12 protein-coding genes are annotated in these 16,838 nt (G+C 30.9%); all 12 read left to right on the forward strand.

Going from position 1 to position 16,838, the window contains the following annotated elements; all coding sequences use genetic code 11:
* Nucleotides 1-63: 63 nt before the first annotated feature.
* Nucleotides 64-2,781, forward strand: a complete 2,718-nt coding sequence (locus BUA82_RS08370) for an EAL domain-containing protein (RefSeq protein ID WP_073006572.1) — start codon at nt 64-66, stop codon at nt 2,779-2,781.
* Between the two features lie 156 nt (nt 2,782-2,937).
* Entirely contained in the window at nt 2,938-4,251 is a 1,314-nt protein-coding gene (locus BUA82_RS08375; RefSeq protein WP_073006574.1) for a helix-turn-helix domain-containing protein, read from the forward strand.
* A 244-nt stretch (nt 4,252-4,495) separates the two neighbouring features.
* The gene (locus tag BUA82_RS08380; RefSeq protein WP_073006575.1) at nt 4,496-5,674 is read left to right on the forward strand and encodes a M20 metallopeptidase family protein; all 1,179 of its coding nucleotides are present in this window, start codon (nt 4,496-4,498) and stop codon (nt 5,672-5,674) included.
* Nucleotides 5,675-5,796: 122 nt separating this feature from the next.
* Nucleotides 5,797-6,780 carry a dihydrodipicolinate synthase family protein gene (locus BUA82_RS08385; protein ID WP_073006576.1) on the forward strand — a complete coding sequence of 328 codons (984 nt, stop codon included), beginning with the start codon at nt 5,797-5,799 and terminating at the stop codon, nt 6,778-6,780.
* 9 nt (nt 6,781-6,789) lie between these two features.
* Entirely contained in the window at nt 6,790-8,082 is a 1,293-nt protein-coding gene (locus BUA82_RS08390; protein ID WP_073006577.1) for a hypothetical protein, read from the forward strand.
* Nucleotides 8,079-9,242 (forward strand): o-succinylbenzoate synthase, encoded by a 1,164-nt coding sequence (gene menC / locus BUA82_RS08395; RefSeq protein WP_073006579.1) that lies wholly within the window; start codon nt 8,079-8,081, stop codon nt 9,240-9,242. The genes BUA82_RS08390 and menC overlap by 4 nt, the downstream gene beginning before the upstream one ends.
* Before the next feature lie 135 nt (nt 9,243-9,377).
* Nucleotides 9,378-10,397 (forward strand): hydroxyacid dehydrogenase, encoded by a 1,020-nt coding sequence (locus tag BUA82_RS08400; RefSeq protein ID WP_073006581.1) that lies wholly within the window; start codon nt 9,378-9,380, stop codon nt 10,395-10,397.
* Nucleotides 10,398-10,594: 197 nt separating this feature from the next.
* Nucleotides 10,595-11,869, forward strand: a complete 1,275-nt coding sequence (locus tag BUA82_RS08405) for an ABC transporter substrate-binding protein (protein WP_073006583.1) — start codon at nt 10,595-10,597, stop codon at nt 11,867-11,869.
* A gap of 83 nt (nt 11,870-11,952) precedes the next feature.
* Nucleotides 11,953-12,897 (forward strand): carbohydrate ABC transporter permease, encoded by a 945-nt coding sequence (locus tag BUA82_RS08410; protein ID WP_207650291.1) that lies wholly within the window; start codon nt 11,953-11,955, stop codon nt 12,895-12,897.
* Between the two features lie 31 nt (nt 12,898-12,928).
* Entirely contained in the window at nt 12,929-13,765 is an 837-nt protein-coding gene (locus tag BUA82_RS08415) for a carbohydrate ABC transporter permease (protein ID WP_083599851.1), read from the forward strand.
* A 184-nt stretch (nt 13,766-13,949) separates the two neighbouring features.
* Nucleotides 13,950-14,870: an alpha/beta hydrolase gene (locus BUA82_RS08420; RefSeq protein WP_073006585.1), complete on the forward strand. Its 921-nt coding sequence runs from the start codon at nt 13,950-13,952 to the stop codon at nt 14,868-14,870.
* 239 nt (nt 14,871-15,109) lie between these two features.
* A complete protein-coding gene (locus BUA82_RS08425; RefSeq protein ID WP_073006588.1) occupies nt 15,110-16,825 on the forward strand; it encodes a diguanylate cyclase in 1,716 nt (571 codons plus the stop codon).
* The last annotated feature ends 13 nt before the right edge of the window (nt 16,826-16,838 follow it).

The raw sequence follows: 16,838 nt of genomic DNA on the forward strand, positions 1-16,838 counted from the left end.
TAATATATGATTGTGTAACGTCTTGTTGAATATTTGAATTATGACGCCGAAAGAGGTGAAGCCATGAAAATAACCATTAAGAATAAGATTATATTTTCTAGCTTTTTAATGATACTTCTAATTATTGTGGCATCAGGAAAAATTAATTACTCTAAAGCAAGTAAAATCATGCATGATTCTTATGAAGATAGAAGCATGATGATAATTGATTCAGTAGATTACATATTTAACAATTTTATGTATGACTTAGAAAGTGAAATATTAAGATTGGAAATTAGTAATGTTCTAAAAGTACCTACAAATGAAAAGGAAGCTGATGAGCTTATTCATGAATTGCATGAAATAACTTCCTCTAATAAAAAAATTCAATCTATGTATTTTGGAACCGTAGATGGAAAAATGTATGTAGTGCCTCAAAGGGATCTTCCCGTGAACTATGACCCAAGAAATAGAGAATGGTATAAGGAAGCATTGAAGGATAAATTGACTGTATGGACTTCAGTGTATAAAGATCAGCCTACGGAGAAGAATATTGTAACTATAGCAAAGCCCATATTTAATGATGGAAGTTTAATTGGAGTTGTGGGTGTTGATTTAAATATGGATACTATAACGGAATATCTCTCTCAAATAAAGATAGGCAATACAGGATTTTTTATAATGACAGATAAGAATAATAATATAATGGTACACCCTGTTAAAAATTTAATTGGTGAAAAACTTCCTGAGGATAATCTAAGGTTAGCATTATCCCAAGAGGAAAAAGGAGCCATAGAGTATAAATATAATAACACAGATACTTTAGCAGTTTTTAAAACTTTATCTAAAAGTAATTGGAAAGTAATTGGGGTTATTCAGGAAAGTGAAGTCATGTCTTTTTCCCATCAGTTGCTTTGGAATATATTGATAAGTGGAATTGTTATTATAGTTATTTCTTACATAGTAGGTATATTAACTACTAACAAAATCACTAAAAACTTAAATCTATTGGTGGAAGACATAAAAAACATTGAACATGGGAAATTACAAATTAAAAGTAAAATTAATGGTGATGATGAGTTTGGTGTTATAGCAAAGCATCTTAATGATATGGTGTCTAAATTAAATCTGTTGCTTCAATCTACCAGTGATGCGATTTGGGAATATAATTTAGATGATAACAAGTTATTTATATCCCAAAGATTTATTGAATTTGCAGGGTATGACCTAACAGATGGAAAGAAAAATATGGAGTTTATAGCACATATTATTCATCCTGATGAGAGGTATAGAATATTTAGGAAATTTAGTAACTTTATCCATGGAGAAGAACAATTATTTAAGTCAGAATTTAGAGTAAAGAAAAAAGACGGTAAATACATGTGGTTATCTGTTAGAGGAAAGGCTATTGAGAAAAATATATCTGGTATAAAAAATGTATCAGGATCTGTAGTAGATATTACCGAGAAGAAGGAGTATGAAAATAGAATTTATAATATGGCTTATTATGACTATCTAACAAATTTACCCAATAGGAGATATCTCTTAGATACTCTTAATGATGCATTAAAAAGTAAAAGTAAAAAAGAAGAGAGTTATTTGGGGGCTGTTATACTTTTTGATTTAGATGATTTTAAAAAGGTAAATGATACTTTAGGACATAATTTTGGAGATAAGCTGCTGATTCAGCTAGCTGATAAATTTAATTTGTTACAGAATAAAGATATAATAGTGTCAAGATTTGGGGGGGATGAGTTTGTTATTTTAGCCCTAAGACAGAGAAATAAGGAGGATATTATAAATATTAGTAACAGAATAAAAGAAATAATGAACTCTATAATATTAATTGAGGGAAATCCTATAACTATTACTGCAAGTGTAGGGGTGAGCATTTTCCCTGATAATGGATTAGATTCAGATACATTAATAAGAAATGCGGATTTGGCCATGTACAAAGCTAAAGATCTAGGTAAAAATAAAGTGAAGTTTTTTGATAATTCCATGTATGAAAGCTTTAATAGGAGTATCTATGTAGAATCCTGCATTAAAAAAGCAATATATGAAGATGAATTTTATATGGAGTATCAGCCACAAGTTGATATAAAAACCAATGCTATTAAGAGTTTTGAAGCCTTAATTAGATGGAACTCTCCAGAATTGGGTCTAGTTTCTCCAGCAGAATTTATCCCCATTGCAGAACAATCTGGTTCTATATACTCCTTGGGGAAATTTGTTATTAGAAAAGTTTTTTCCCAGGTGAATGAGCTACGCGAGGAAGGATATGTGGAAAAGGGTGATCAATCTATATCTATAAATCTTTCACCAAAGCAATTAATAGAGGAAAGTTTTGTGGATTATGTAAGGAAGTATGTGGAGGAGTTTAATATTGAAACAAGCTTCATACAATTTGAAATCACTGAGACCGTAGTTATTGAAAATTTTGAAAAGAGTATCTATGCCATTAATAATCTTAAGAATATGGGCTTTTCAATAATATTAGATGATTTTGGTACAGGCTATTCATCTTTATCTTATTTAAGAAAGCTCCCTGTAGATATTCTAAAAATTGATAAGTCTTTTATAGATAACCTAAAAGATAGCAAGGAAAGTAAATCTCTTATAGAAGGAATAATTAAACTAGCTCACGAAATAAATATACAAGTAATTGCAGAAGGTGTGGAAGAAGAATATCAAATCCATATCCTTAAAGCCGCAGGTTGTGACTTGGTGCAAGGTTACTATTATAGCAAACCACTACCGATAGAAAAGATAAAAGCACAAATGTCTAAATTACATAGATAAATAATTTGTATTGAATAAGTATTTATCTAGTGATAACATCTTATTAAGGACACATTAAGGACAATAAGGACGAATATCATAAAATAGACTTTATAAGAAAAAATGTTTTTAGAAAATAGAAACTTAATTTGGCAAAATAGGTATAGGAGTGGAGAAATGACTATTAAAGTGGCTGTTTTAGGACCAGAAGATTTAGTATTAAAGACAATAGAAGAAGGCTCTAGATATAATAATCTTATTTTAGATAAATATGTATATAAAGCTGACGATGAAACTATAGAACTTGTTACTAAGGCTTCTCAAGAAGCTGATCTTATGCTTTTTACTGGACCAGTACCATATTATGCAGCTAGAAGAAGTATAGAGGCGGACATACCCATGCTCTATGTTTCATATTCAGGCACTGCCTTTTATAAAACATTATTTAGTTTCTTAGAGAGCATAAATTGGTCAAATGATCAAAAGTTTAGGTTTAGTATAGATACTATACACAAAAACCATATCGATGAAATGATGGATGAACTTGATATAGTAAATTATGATGTAAAAGTATTAGAATATGAGGATTACATAAGAACGGAAGAATTAGTGGATTTTCATTATAATTTATATAAAGAAAATAAAATTGACTTTGCTGTAACCTGCTTAACCTCAGCTTATGAAAAGCTTAAAACTTTGGGAGTACCAGTTTATAGAATAGTACCTACATTAAATTCTATAAGAGAAAGCTTGAGGTTTGTTACCATGCAAGCCGAAAATATAGTTTCTAAGAAAGCACAATTATGTGTGGGAGTATTAAAAATACCAAATTGGAATAGTCTTGGGACTTATTCACCCTCAGAATATGCTCAACAAAGAATGAAACTTACATTAACTGAGATTTTTATAGATTTTTGTGAGAGTATAAAGGCGTCTATGAAATTTGTAAATGAAGATGAATATATGTTTTATGCCACTAGAGGCTCTATAGAAAATATTACTGATGGGTATAGAAGCATGCCTTTAATAAATGAAATTAATGAAAAACTACCTTTTAAAGTTTGTATAGGTCTGGGATACGGATATAATGCCAATGAAGCGGAAAAAAATAGTCAAGAAGCTTTGAAATACGCACTAAGCTTTAATAAAAACTCCTGTTACGTGGTTCTAGAAGATGGCAAGATAAAAGGACCTTTAGAAGAAGGGAAGAATCTTCAGTTTTATGCCAGGTCAGAAGATGAAAATCTATTAGAACTTGCAGAAAAGTGTAAAGTGAGTATTATAACGCTAAATAAAATCTCAGCATTATTAGATAATCTTGAAAAAGATACTATAACTGCCAACGATATAGCTGATAGTTTAAATATAACCTTAAGAAGTGGAAGAAGAATACTAAGTAACTTAGAAGAAGCAAAGCTTGCAGAAGTAGTAGGAGAAGAACAACCTTCCGGTAGAGGGAGACCTAGACAGATATTTAAAATAAATTTTTAAAAAAATCCTCTAAAAAAAGAGGATTTTTTTAATCTATGTATAATATATATAAATAAGGGACTATTTAAGGACATAAGATTTAAATGTAAAATATAAGCTTAGTGTTAAGGATTTATATTTAAAAATATAAATCATATGTTATAAGGAAGATAATGGGAGCACCCCAGGGGTGATACCAGAAAATGTAATCACCTCTGGGGTGGTGACAAAAAAAGGAACTAATCTAAGTGGGAAGTGATATTTGATGAAGGATTTGTTGAAGAAAGCTATAGAAACCAGAAGAGAATTACATAGCATTCCTGAATTATCTCTAGAAGAATTTGAAACATCGAAATATATAAGAAATAGACTTAATGAGCTGGGGATTCTTATAGATGATAGGTTCTCAGGTACATCCGTGGTAGGACTAATTGAAGGTGAAAAGTCTGGACCTACAGTAGCTTTAAGGGCTGATATGGATGCGTTAGCTATAGAAGAAAAGAATTCAGTGGATTATAAATCTAAAAATTTAGGGGTTATGCATGCCTGTGGACATGATGGTCATGTGGCCATGCTTTTAGCAGCTGCAGAGCATATAGTAAAAAATAAAAAATCTCTTTGTGGCAATGTAAAGGTTATATTTCAAAGTGCTGAAGAAAAATTTGGAGGAGCTAGGACTTTGGTGCAAGAAGGGGTTTTATCAAGCCCAGAAGTAGATGCTGTATTTGCCTTGCATCTTTGGCCGGATATTCCTAAAGGGGTTTTGGGACTTAAGGAAGGTTGTAGTATGGCTTCCAATGCTAAGTTTGAAATAAATATTAAAGGGAAAAGTGCTCATGGGGCTATGCCTCATTTAGGTAGTGATGCTTTACTGGCTGCTGCGGAGGTTGCCACTTCATTGCAAAGTATAGTTTCAAGAAATATAAACCCTTTAGACCCTGCAGTGCTGACTATAGGAAAGCTTTCAGCAGGCACTGAATACAATATTTTGGCCGCAGATGCTCATATGCAAGGTACTGTTAGGGTAGTGAGCAGTGATATTGAAGATCTAATAGAGGGTAAAATGAAAAAGATTGTTAATGGAATATGTGAGGCTAGAGATTGCAAAGGGTCAGTAGAATTTATTAGGCAGTATCCACCTACAATGAACTCCATAGAAGTAATTAAACACATCAGTGATATGGCAGAAAAAACCTATGGAAAAGAGAGCGTTTTAAAATTAAGCTCGCCATACATGACAGCTGAGGATTTTGCTTACTACATAAGTGGCATAAGAGATGCAGAATCTCCAATAAAAGGAGCTAAAGGAGCTTTGGTTTTCTTAGGTACAAAAGACGACAAATATAATTATCCTCTTCATCATGAAAAGTTTAATTTTGATGAGGGAGTAATGGAAATAGGAATAAAACTATTAGTAGAATTAGGGATGAATTATTTAAGATAATTAATAAATCTTAGGTAACATATGTATCACAGCGTTAAGGGGTTAGATATTAAAGATTAATTAAAATTTAAATTGTTATCTAAGGATTAAATATATAAGTATTAAATCAAGGAGGATTTCACTTGAGTAATTATAATAATATTATAGAAAAGATAAGATATGGTATATTTCCTGCGGTGCCTATTCCCTTTAGAAAAAATGGGGACATTGATTATGATGCCCAAGATAAGTATATAGAATATATGAAAAATCAACCTTTGTCTGGAATTTCTATATGGGTGCACACCGGTAGAGGGTTATTAATAACCCAAGAGCAAAGAGAAAAAGTTATGAGAACATGGAGAGACGCTATGCCTGACAAGCTTATTTTAGCTGGGGTAGGAGCAAATGCAGCAGAATGTCAGAAAGAAAGTAACCCAGAGGAAGTTTATTTAAAGAAGACATTAGATATGGCAAAAAAGGCTAAGGAATTAAATGCCGATGCATTTCTGGTATACGCACCAGTATTATTTAAAAATGCAGAAAATAGAGATGAGAAAATTATTAACTATCACAAGGAAATAGCAAAGCTAGGAATGCCAATAATTCTATTTTATTTATATGAAGAAGCGGGAGGAATATCCTACTCCCAGGAGGTTTTAAAAGAGCTCCTTTCTATAGATGAGGTGATAGGAATAAAAATGGCTACATTAGATTCTGTAATGACCTATCAAGATGTGGCAGAATTCATGAAAAAGAACTTTAGCAATAAACTCTTAATAACCGGGGAAGATAGAATGTTTGGCTATACTCTTATGAGAGGTGCCGAAGCTGCTTTGGTAGGGTTAGGAGCAGCATGTACAAAACTGCAAAAGGATATGATGGATGCTTATTATAAAGCAGATAATGTGAAGTTTTTAGAACTTTCGTTAAAGGTGGACAAACTTGCTGAATGTACTTTTGTAAAGCCTATGGAAGGTTATATTAAAAGAATGCTTACAGTATTGTCCATGCTAGGTGTAATACCAGAAGAGTCAGCTTACGATCCTTTTGGTCCTATGGAAGAATTAACGGAAGAAGAAAAGGATAACATCAAGAATACTCTCATGGAGATAGGGGAACTATAGGAGGATTTAATGGATAAACTTTATATATTGCCAGAGCAAATAAATATAGATAAAAGTATTAAAAGTAAAATCGTAAAAGACTATAAGAACTTTGCTGAAGAGGGAATACCAGCAGATGTAGAAAAGTATATACTTGAAGAATATTCTATGGATATATCTTCAAGATATGGTGAGAAAAATATAAAGAATCCTTTTGGAATAGCTTCAGGACAACTTACCACAAACTATTCTCAAATAGAATCTTCTATTAATGAAGGCATAGGCTTTGCTGTTTTAAAAACAGTAATATCCCAAGATGGAAAGGGAAAAGCTACCATGGATGAATGGAGAGTGAATGCTCCAAAGATGTTGGTGGAAAAAATTCAAAGTAAACAGGGAGAATGGGGATATACAGTTACTTGGAAAGGGAGAGGATGGCATAAAAGCTTTCAGGATTATCTGGATTTTATGGAGAAATCTTTAACTTTGTCTAAGGAAAGAGGTGTGCCTGTAATACCCTCTTGTAAATTCAATCTACCGGCTAAACTAGAAGAAGCTTTTAATATTGAAGAGTATAAATATACTTTAGAAAATTTATTAAAGAGTTGGCAAAAAATCTACGGAAAAGAACCAATGTACCTAGAAAAAGACTTCAGTCCAACCTTAGCAGGTTCTGATTTAAGTAAAAATCAAATGTCCATTTTAAGATGGATAAATGAGGTTCCTAAAATAATAAAAGAAATTATAGGCGAGGAAAATATTTATTTAGGATTAAAGCTTATGAATACAACTTTCTCCCAGGATTTTCAAAGGGAACTTTTAAATAGTACTTTGGGAAATAATCACACCAAGGCTGATTATTTAATATGCTTCAACAGACTTTTTGACAAAGATAAGGTTTTTGAAGGCAAACAAGGAGTAGCCTATGGTGGATATGATTTAAGCCATAGAAATTTAAAGATACTTACTGAATTTAGAAAAGATGAAAAGCAACAGCATAAAGAACCTAGACTTATGCCAATAAGCGCTACAGGAAATATAGAATCAGGGAAGATGATGGTAGAGTATGCTTTAAGAGGCTGCGAAAATGGCCAAATTCATACTTTCTTCCAAATACCTTCTTCAGAATATGCTATGAAAAATGGCGGTAGGGTCTCTAAAGCATTACATGAGCTTATATTTAACCCGGAGAAAGGTCTCCTATCAGCTATGATGTATTTAAATGAAAAGGGATTAATTGAAAAGAATAATGGAGTTTTAAGGTTTAAGGATATTACAACTGCATATGGAAGAGAAGAGATTTTTGGGAGGGTAGACCTATGATAAATGAAAGCGCAGTAATAGATAAGGTGGAGCTTTATGAGGTTAAGATACCACTAAAGGTTCCTTTCCAAATAAGTGGAGGAGTAAGTTATTTTAGAAGATCTCTTATAGTCGTCCTTCACAGTGGAGAATTCAAAGGGTATGGAGAAGCAGCACCCTTTGATGAGCCTTATTATTCATCAGAAACCATTTCATCTGTAAAAGCATTATATAATGAAGTGTTATTTAAAAGGATAGTAGGGAAATCCATTTCCTCCATTAATCACATGAACAAAATTCTTTCCGAAGGAATAAGAGGAAATAATTTTGCAAAGTGTGGTATAGAAAATGCCTATTGGGAACTTTTATGCAATAAAAATAATTGTACCATGAAAGAGTTAATATTATATAAATTAAAGGCTATGGAAACTGAAGAAAAATACTTAGAACATAAGCCATATATTGAATCTGGAGTATCTATTGGAATACCTGTAGATGGAAAGCTTGAGACCTTAGCAAAATGGACAGAAGAGTACATTACTGATGGGTATAAGCGAATAAAGATAAAGATAAAACCAGGTTGGGATATTAGTGCATTAGAATTAGTGAGAAATATCATAGGAGAATATCCATTATGGACAGATTCTAACTCATCCTTTGATTATAAAACTCATAAAGACATATTTAAGGCTATGGATAAGTATAATTGCTTGTTTCATGAACAACCTCTTCATCACGACGACATTATAGACCATAGCAAGTTAGGAAAATATATTGATACACCTATTTGTCTAGATGAATCATTAAAGTCCTATAAGGTTGCAAAGCAGGCTCTAGAAATAGGAGCATCTTCCATATGGAACATAAAGATTCAAAGAATAGGTGGACTTTTAGAAGGATTAAAAATATATAAGCTAGCCGTAGAAAATGATATTAAGTTATGGGGAGGTACCATGCCTGAGTCCGGAATTGGAGCAATTCCAATAATAAATTTAGCTAGTCTCTGTGGTTTTGTTTACCCTGCGGATGTAGAAGCCAGTGAAAGATGGTACGGTGCAGGTAATGACCTTATAGAATTAGAGATGAGTAAAGATGGACGAATAATAGTACCAACATGCACAAGTGTAGAAGAGATTATTGACAAGAATAATTTTCAAAAATTTTGTACAAAGATTATATAAGTAATTATAATAAGTATTTTATATAAGTTTTTTAATAAATTATCACATTATAAGAAGGAAAATAATGAGTAATGTAGAATAATTAATTTAGGACTATAAAAGGACTTTAACAAAAATATTTTTGAAGGTGATAGATTGAATAAAAATCATGTTTTTGTTTCAATACCTAACAACATAGAAAGAAGCACTTTTTTTACACCTATGATTATGAATTATATAGAAAATATAAAGGATTTTACAGTTACCTTTAATCCATATAATCGTCAACTTACTGAAGATGAAAAAAGATATTTTCTAAAGGATAAGGATGCTTTGGTGGTAGGCTGGGGATGTGGAAAGTATTCCAGCGAAATGTTAAAGCAAGAACCGAAGCTTAAAGTTATGGGGGTCTTAGGTGGAGCAATTCAACCTTATATAGATGAAGATTTTTTTAATCTTGAAGAAAGATTTATTATAACAGGTGCTAAGGTCATGGCTAGGTCCGTGGCCGAGGCGGTTCTAACGTATACCTTAACGTCATTAAGAGATATTAGCAATTATGATTACAAAATGAAAAGAGTTGAAAAGTGGAGAAGTAATGACTTTTTTAATGAAGGACTGTTTTACAAGAAGGTTGGGTTTATAGGATTAGGACAAGTGGGAAGGTTTGTTTTAGAAATGTTGAAACCTTTTAATGTAAAGGTTTCGATATATGATCCTTATGTTAGTGATGAGGAAATTAAGTCGATTAATTGTAAAAAGGTAAGTTTAGAGGAATTAATGACTTATAGCGATGTTATTTCAGTACATGCGGCACTTACCCAGGAGACTTTTCACTTAATAAATAAGGAAAATTTAAAACTTATGAAAAAAGGAGCTCTATTAATTAATACTGCAAGAGGTGGTATCATTGATGAACAGGCATTAATTCATATTTTAAAGCAAGGATATATTAAAGCTGCATTGGATGTGTACGAAGAAGAACCTCTTGGTAAGGAAAGCGAATTAAGAAATTTAGAAAATGTTCTATTAATACCACACATGGCAGGACCCACTATTGATATGAGGCAATACATGACATTAGATATTTTACAGAGATTTCAAAGCTATTTTCAAAGTGGAAAAATAGATGATTATATAACTAAAGAAAAATATAAGATAATGACTAGCAATTGAGTTTATAAGTACTATAGTACTTAAAATATTTAATGTAAAGCACATGAAAACATATTAAATATCTATATGATGAGGGGGTGAGGCTTAGTGAGGAGAGTAATAAAGTTTTTCCATTAATGAAGAAAATCTTTATAGATAAGAGTAATTCTTATCAAAATGAGATTTATAAATTTCAAAATTAAACTGGGGGGAAATTTATGAGTAAATTGGCAAGAACTATAGGAGTTGTATTAGCTTCCATAGTATTGAGTGCAAGTGTTTTGACTGGTTGTGGAAAAGATAACGCTAAAACCAGTACTGAGAAAAAAGAAATTACAGTTTGGGTTCATCCCTTTATGAAGGATCAAGGGGCAGAACAGAAGATGTGGAATGACTTTGTAAAAGGATTTGAAGAAAAAAATTCTGATATAAAAGTTAATTTACAATCTGTTCCATGGGCAAATAGAGATCAAAGAATGTTAACAGCATTTTCAGCTTCAAAAGGACCAGATGTATGCTATCTTATAACAGATCACTTGGCTCAATTTGGAGAAATGGGAATTATAGAGCCATTAGACAGCTATATACCTGAAGATGTAAAAAAAGATTATCATGAAAAAGCTTTAAAAGCTGCTACATTAAATGGAAAAGTATATGGATTACCTATGCTACAAACTGTAATGGCTTATAATTATAATCTTGATTTGCTAGAAAAAGCAGGTTGGGATACTAAAAAACTTCCTTCCAACTGGAATGAACTTATGGAGATGTCCAAAATGGTTAAGGAGAAAACCGGTGCTTATGGAATGTCTATGACATTAGGAAATTCACCAAACTCCACATTATATCCATTTTTATGGCAAGCTGGCGGAGATGTAATAGATGAAAAAGGAAACTATATAATGGATAGTGAAGCTGGAATAAAATCTATCCAGTTTATGAGAGACCTTTATGCTAATAAATATGTTCCAGATAACTCAGCAACAGCTTTAGCAGAACATGATGCTTTATTCCAAGAAGGAAAAATAGCTATGATATTAAGTGAACAATTACCAACAGTATTTAAAGAACTTCCTTTTAAATATAATGTTGGACCAGCCTTTAAGGAAAAAGAAGAAGTATTATTTGGTACAGTTGGCTCATGGGCTATGGCTCATAACAGTAAAAATAAAGAAGCAGCAGCTAAGTTTATGCTATATTTAACTGAGCCTGACAACATGAAAGTATTCTTAAATAACACAAGATATGTACCACCAAAAAAATCATTACAAAATATTTATAAAGATGATCCATACCTAAATGAAATGACTAAACTTGCTGAATTTGTTAGACCTGGTGTGATTCATCCAGCGGGTAGAAGTATATTATCCATTATAAACCCTGAATTACAAGCAGCAGTTTTAGGTAAGAAGACTCCTGAACAAGTAGTTAAAGATTTAAAACCAATGGTGGAAAAGGCTGTAAAAGATAGTATGTCACTAAAGCCACAATAATATATTAAAGCCACCATAAAAAGCATTAGGTAAGTTTGATTAGTTTCAAACTTACCTAAATTATATAGTAAGAGGTGAAGTAAGTGACTCAACTAGAAAATATTCAAACTAATACAAGAAGCATTAATAAATATTCTAGAGGATATAAAATAAAAAGAGAGTTTAAGAAGAATTTATTTTCATACATTATTGTCTTTTTAGTTTTTATTCACTTTTTAATTTTTAAAGGAATTCCCTTTATAGGCAGCTTTGTTTTAAGTTTTGTAGATTACAAATTTGTAGGTAAATCTAAATTTGTAGGATTAAGTAATTGGATAGAAATGTTTTCAGATAAGATATTTTATAAGTCACTTTGGAATACATTTATGTTTACTGTATATTATGTGCTTCCAACAATAGTACTAGGTTTACTTTTAGCGGTATTGATTAACCTTAAAAATAAAAAAACCACCATATTTAAGATAATTTATTTTTTACCTGTGGTAACTTCCTTTGTTGTTGTTGCTGGTATATGGAAATGGATTTTTACATCTTATGAGAACGGTATAGCAAACTATTTCCTTGGTGTTTTTGGCATACCTCCTAAAGGTTTTTTATCGGATCCTAACTTGGCTTTATTAGTATTAGCAGGTTTAAGTATATTTAAGGTTGCTGGCTCTGTTATGATTTATTATTATGGAGGACTAAAACAAATACCTGAATCTTTATATGAGGCAGCTGAAATTGATGGTGCTAATTCTTTTAGAAAATTCTTTAGCATAACATTACCCTTGTTAAGACCAACAACATTATATGTTGCAATTATGACTACTATCGGTTCATTCCAAGTCTTTGATTCAGCATATCTTTTAACTAGCGGAGGGCCTAATTATGCAACTAACACTATTGTTTATTATATATATCAACAGGCTTTTGTGCAGTTAAGATTAGGTTATGCTAGTGCAGTGTCTTTTGTTTTATTTGTAATAATACTTATAATTTCAATTTTCCAGAAAAAAGCTATAGGTGGAGACACTGGTTTTTATTAAAAGATATTAAAGTTTAGGGGAGGAATGGGTTTTGGAGCATAATTTGAAATCTAAATTTAATACGAAGAGTATAATAACATATATTTTATTAATAGTAATTGCGATTATCTTTCTTTTTCCTTTTATAGTAATGCTGTTAGGAAGTATTCAAGAAAGACAATTTTTTAGTGGGAGTCCTTCTAATTGGATACCAGAAAAGGTAACCTTTAATAATTTTAAAGTGATAATAAGAGATGGATATTTAGTAAGATGGTTTATGAATTCCATGATAATATCAGTTATACCAGTAATTACGTCTGCCTTAATATGCAGTCTCTTGGGATATATATTTGCTAAAAAAGATTTTTGGGGCAAAAAGGTGATATTTTGGATATTTCTTTCCATGGTGATGGTACCAAGTCAAATGCTAGTTATGCCCAACTATATTTTATTTGATAAATTAGATTGGATAAATAAATATAGGGTATTTTTAATACCAAATCTATGGGATATAACAGCATTTTTCCTAATGAGACAATCAATGCTTTCCATTCCAGATAGCCTTTTGGAAGCTGCCAAGTTAGATGGAAGTACAGAGTTTCAGACTTTTTGGCGCATAATAATACCTTTATCAAAACAAGCCCTTGCTACTGTATCAATCTTTGGATTTATAGGACATTATAATAATCTTTTCTACCCATTGATATTTACCACAGATGTTAAGATGTATCCTATGAGTGTAGGAGTAGCTTCATTATTAACCCAAGCCCCTTCATTTAGTATGCAAATGGCAGGTGCTGTGTTAAATTTCTTACCAACATTAATTATTTTCTTATTAATGCAGAAATACTTTACTCAAGGTATTGTAACATCAGGTATGAAGGAGTAGTGGAGTTAATTAGTATAAAATTTATATCTATAAAATTTTATCTATTAAATACCCAAAGGAAAAATTATTATTTCTTTTGGGTATTTATATTTCTAAAAAGATACAAATTAACATATAATGAGCTATAATCTTATTATGAATATTAAGAATTTTGCAGAAATTAAGCGGTAAGAAAGGAGATTTTATGAGAGAAGAAGTTTATAAACTAAAGGGGTATGAAGGAGTTTCATTGCATGTTTATAAGTGGGTTCCAGAAAATGCTGATATTAAAGGCATAGTACAAATTGCTCATGGTATGGCAGAGCATGGGGCAAGATATAAATATTTTGCTGAGAAACTTTGTGACAATGGTTATATAGTATATGCTAACGATCATAGAGGTCATGGAAAAACCGCTGAGAAAACTGAAGAGTTAGGATATTTGGGACAAGGTGATGGTTTTAGCTCAATGGTCCAGGATTTATATGAGGTTAATAAATTTATTACTCAAGATAAAGGAGAAGTACCATTAATACTTTTTGGACATAGTATGGGGTCCTTTATATCACAAAGATATATACAGCTTTATGGAGATACTGTAGATAAGGTGGTTTTATGTGGAAGTAATGGACCAGTTAACTTTATGGCAGATATAGGAATATTAATTAGTGGTCTGCAGATGAAGGTTAAAGGTCCAAAGGCAAAAAGTCCATTAATGGACAAACTATCCTTTGGAAATTATAACAATCATTTTAAACCTACAAGAACACCTTCTGATTGGTTATCTTCCGATGAAAAAGAAGTACAAAAATATATAGATGATCCTTATTGTGGATTTATATGTACTACATCTTTTTATCACTCTTTACTTAAAGGATTGAAAGTAAGACAGAAAAAAGAAAACATAAATAAAGTGCCTAAGGAATTACCTATACTTTTAATTTCGGGATCTGAAGACCCTGTGGGAGAATTTTCTCAAGGGGTTAAAAGATTATATAATCTATATGTACAAGCTGGAATTAAAAATATAGAAATAAACTTATATGAAAAAGGAAGACACGAAATATTAAATGAAGTGAATAAAGATGAAGTTATTGAGGATATAATTACTTGGCTTCACAGCTAGATGGAAGGAAATGTAACCACCCCTGGGGTGATTCCATTAAATGGAATCACCCCAGGGGTGGTGGCATTTATTTACATATACTTAATGATTTGTATATTTACTATAACTTAAAGTCAAGTAATAAATGATAATTAGTAATAATTAACAATAATTAATAGTCGTTATCAAATCTATTTACATTGAATATATTTCCATATATAATTTGGAGATAAGATATTAAAAGAAAGGGGTGGTGATTTTTGGATAAAAAAAGAAATGTACTAATTATACTGTTGCTTACTTTTCTTAACTTTATTACTAACTTTTTACCTTTATCCTTTCTTATTTCAGTAGACTTTATTTTTGGAAATGTTTTTTCTATGCTTGTTGCAGTTATCTATGGACCTTGGATTGGGTTAATATCATCATTAATTGGTAATTATAGCACTATACTTATATGGGATCATGGTTATGCCATGATAAATATGGCTATACAAACCCTGGTGGTAGGATTCGTTTTTAAGAACCATTATAGATATTCTACAGAAGCTGTTTTAGGATATTGGATAATTTTTGGAGCACCCTATATATTTGTTATATATTATTTTTTTCTTAACAACTCAGCAAATGCGGCAATTATGATAGTTCTTAAACAAAGTATTAATGAACTTATCAATATAATGGTGGTTAATATTATATTGATAGTATTAATTAGAAATAAACTATTTAATGCAGTGAGAGAAAAATTTCAGAAGTTTTCCATAGAATTTATAATAAAAAATTCTGTAGCCGGCATTACTATAATTACATTGCTTCTTTTCTCTGTGGTAAGTGTCAATAGAAGTTATAATATACTTATGGAATCTTTAAGAAATGAGTTGAAGCATTCTATTATTCAAGTTAAAAATAAAATTTACCTTGATGAAATTAGTATGGATAATAGTAGTTTAAACACTTCAAGTCAACAAGAAAATTTAAAGCATGACATTATAGTTGTAAACTCTAAAAATGAGGTGTTGTGGTCTAGTAAAAGAAAGATTACTGGACAAGTTTTTAATGAAGGTATGATTGATTATTTTTATTTAAATGAAAAAGGGAAAACCAGGATGCAAAAAGCTGCTAATAAACCTATTATGGAAAAAGGTAGTTTTATGTATAAAAGTAATAACTACACAATATACTCCTTAAGCTCTAAAAATATACTATTCACTAAGTTAAATAACGAAAAGCTTATATACTTTTATACCATACTTGGATTATTTATAATTATAATAATAATATCTACATATGTTTCAAAAAGGTTATCAAAACCCCTAGAATTAATTTCGCGGTCTGTAGGTGACTTCAATAAACATAAAAATAAGGAAAATATAAAGGTTAAATATAATACAAGCATAAAAGAAGTTTCAGAGCTTATAGATAGTTTTAATACTTCTGTAGATAGATTGGTGGAGGCTAATGATGCATTAAAAGAATCTAATAATCAGCTAATAAATATATCTTTTACAGATGAAATAACAAATTTAGCTAACTATCGTTATCTTAATGAATATTGGATGCAGAAGAGAAAAGAATTAACTAAATTATGTTTATTATTTATTGATATTGATAATTTTAAATTAATAAATGAAAATTTTGGACAGGCTGTTGGCGATGGGATACTAAAAAAGGTTTCCAGATTAATAAATGGGAAAATAAGAGACTCTGATTTGCTTATAAGATACGGAATAGATGAATTTATAGTGCTTTTAGATGGTTTAGAAATAGAAGAAGGAGCTACCATAGGGGAAGAAATTAGAAAAAGTATTGGTAGAATTAAATGGGATAATGTAAGGCAAGGTCTAATAGTAACCGTTTCTATGGGCATTACATATTCTGATAACATAGAAGAACATTTAGAAGAGATAGTAGGAAGAGCAGAAGAATGTCTTATCACTTCTAAAGAAACTGGTAAAAACAAAATTACTGCAGGATAATTAATGCAAAAAA

Source organism: Clostridium amylolyticum (assembly GCF_900142075.1).
Taxonomy (GTDB): Bacteria; Bacillota; Clostridia; order Clostridiales; family Clostridiaceae; genus Clostridium_AA; species Clostridium_AA amylolyticum.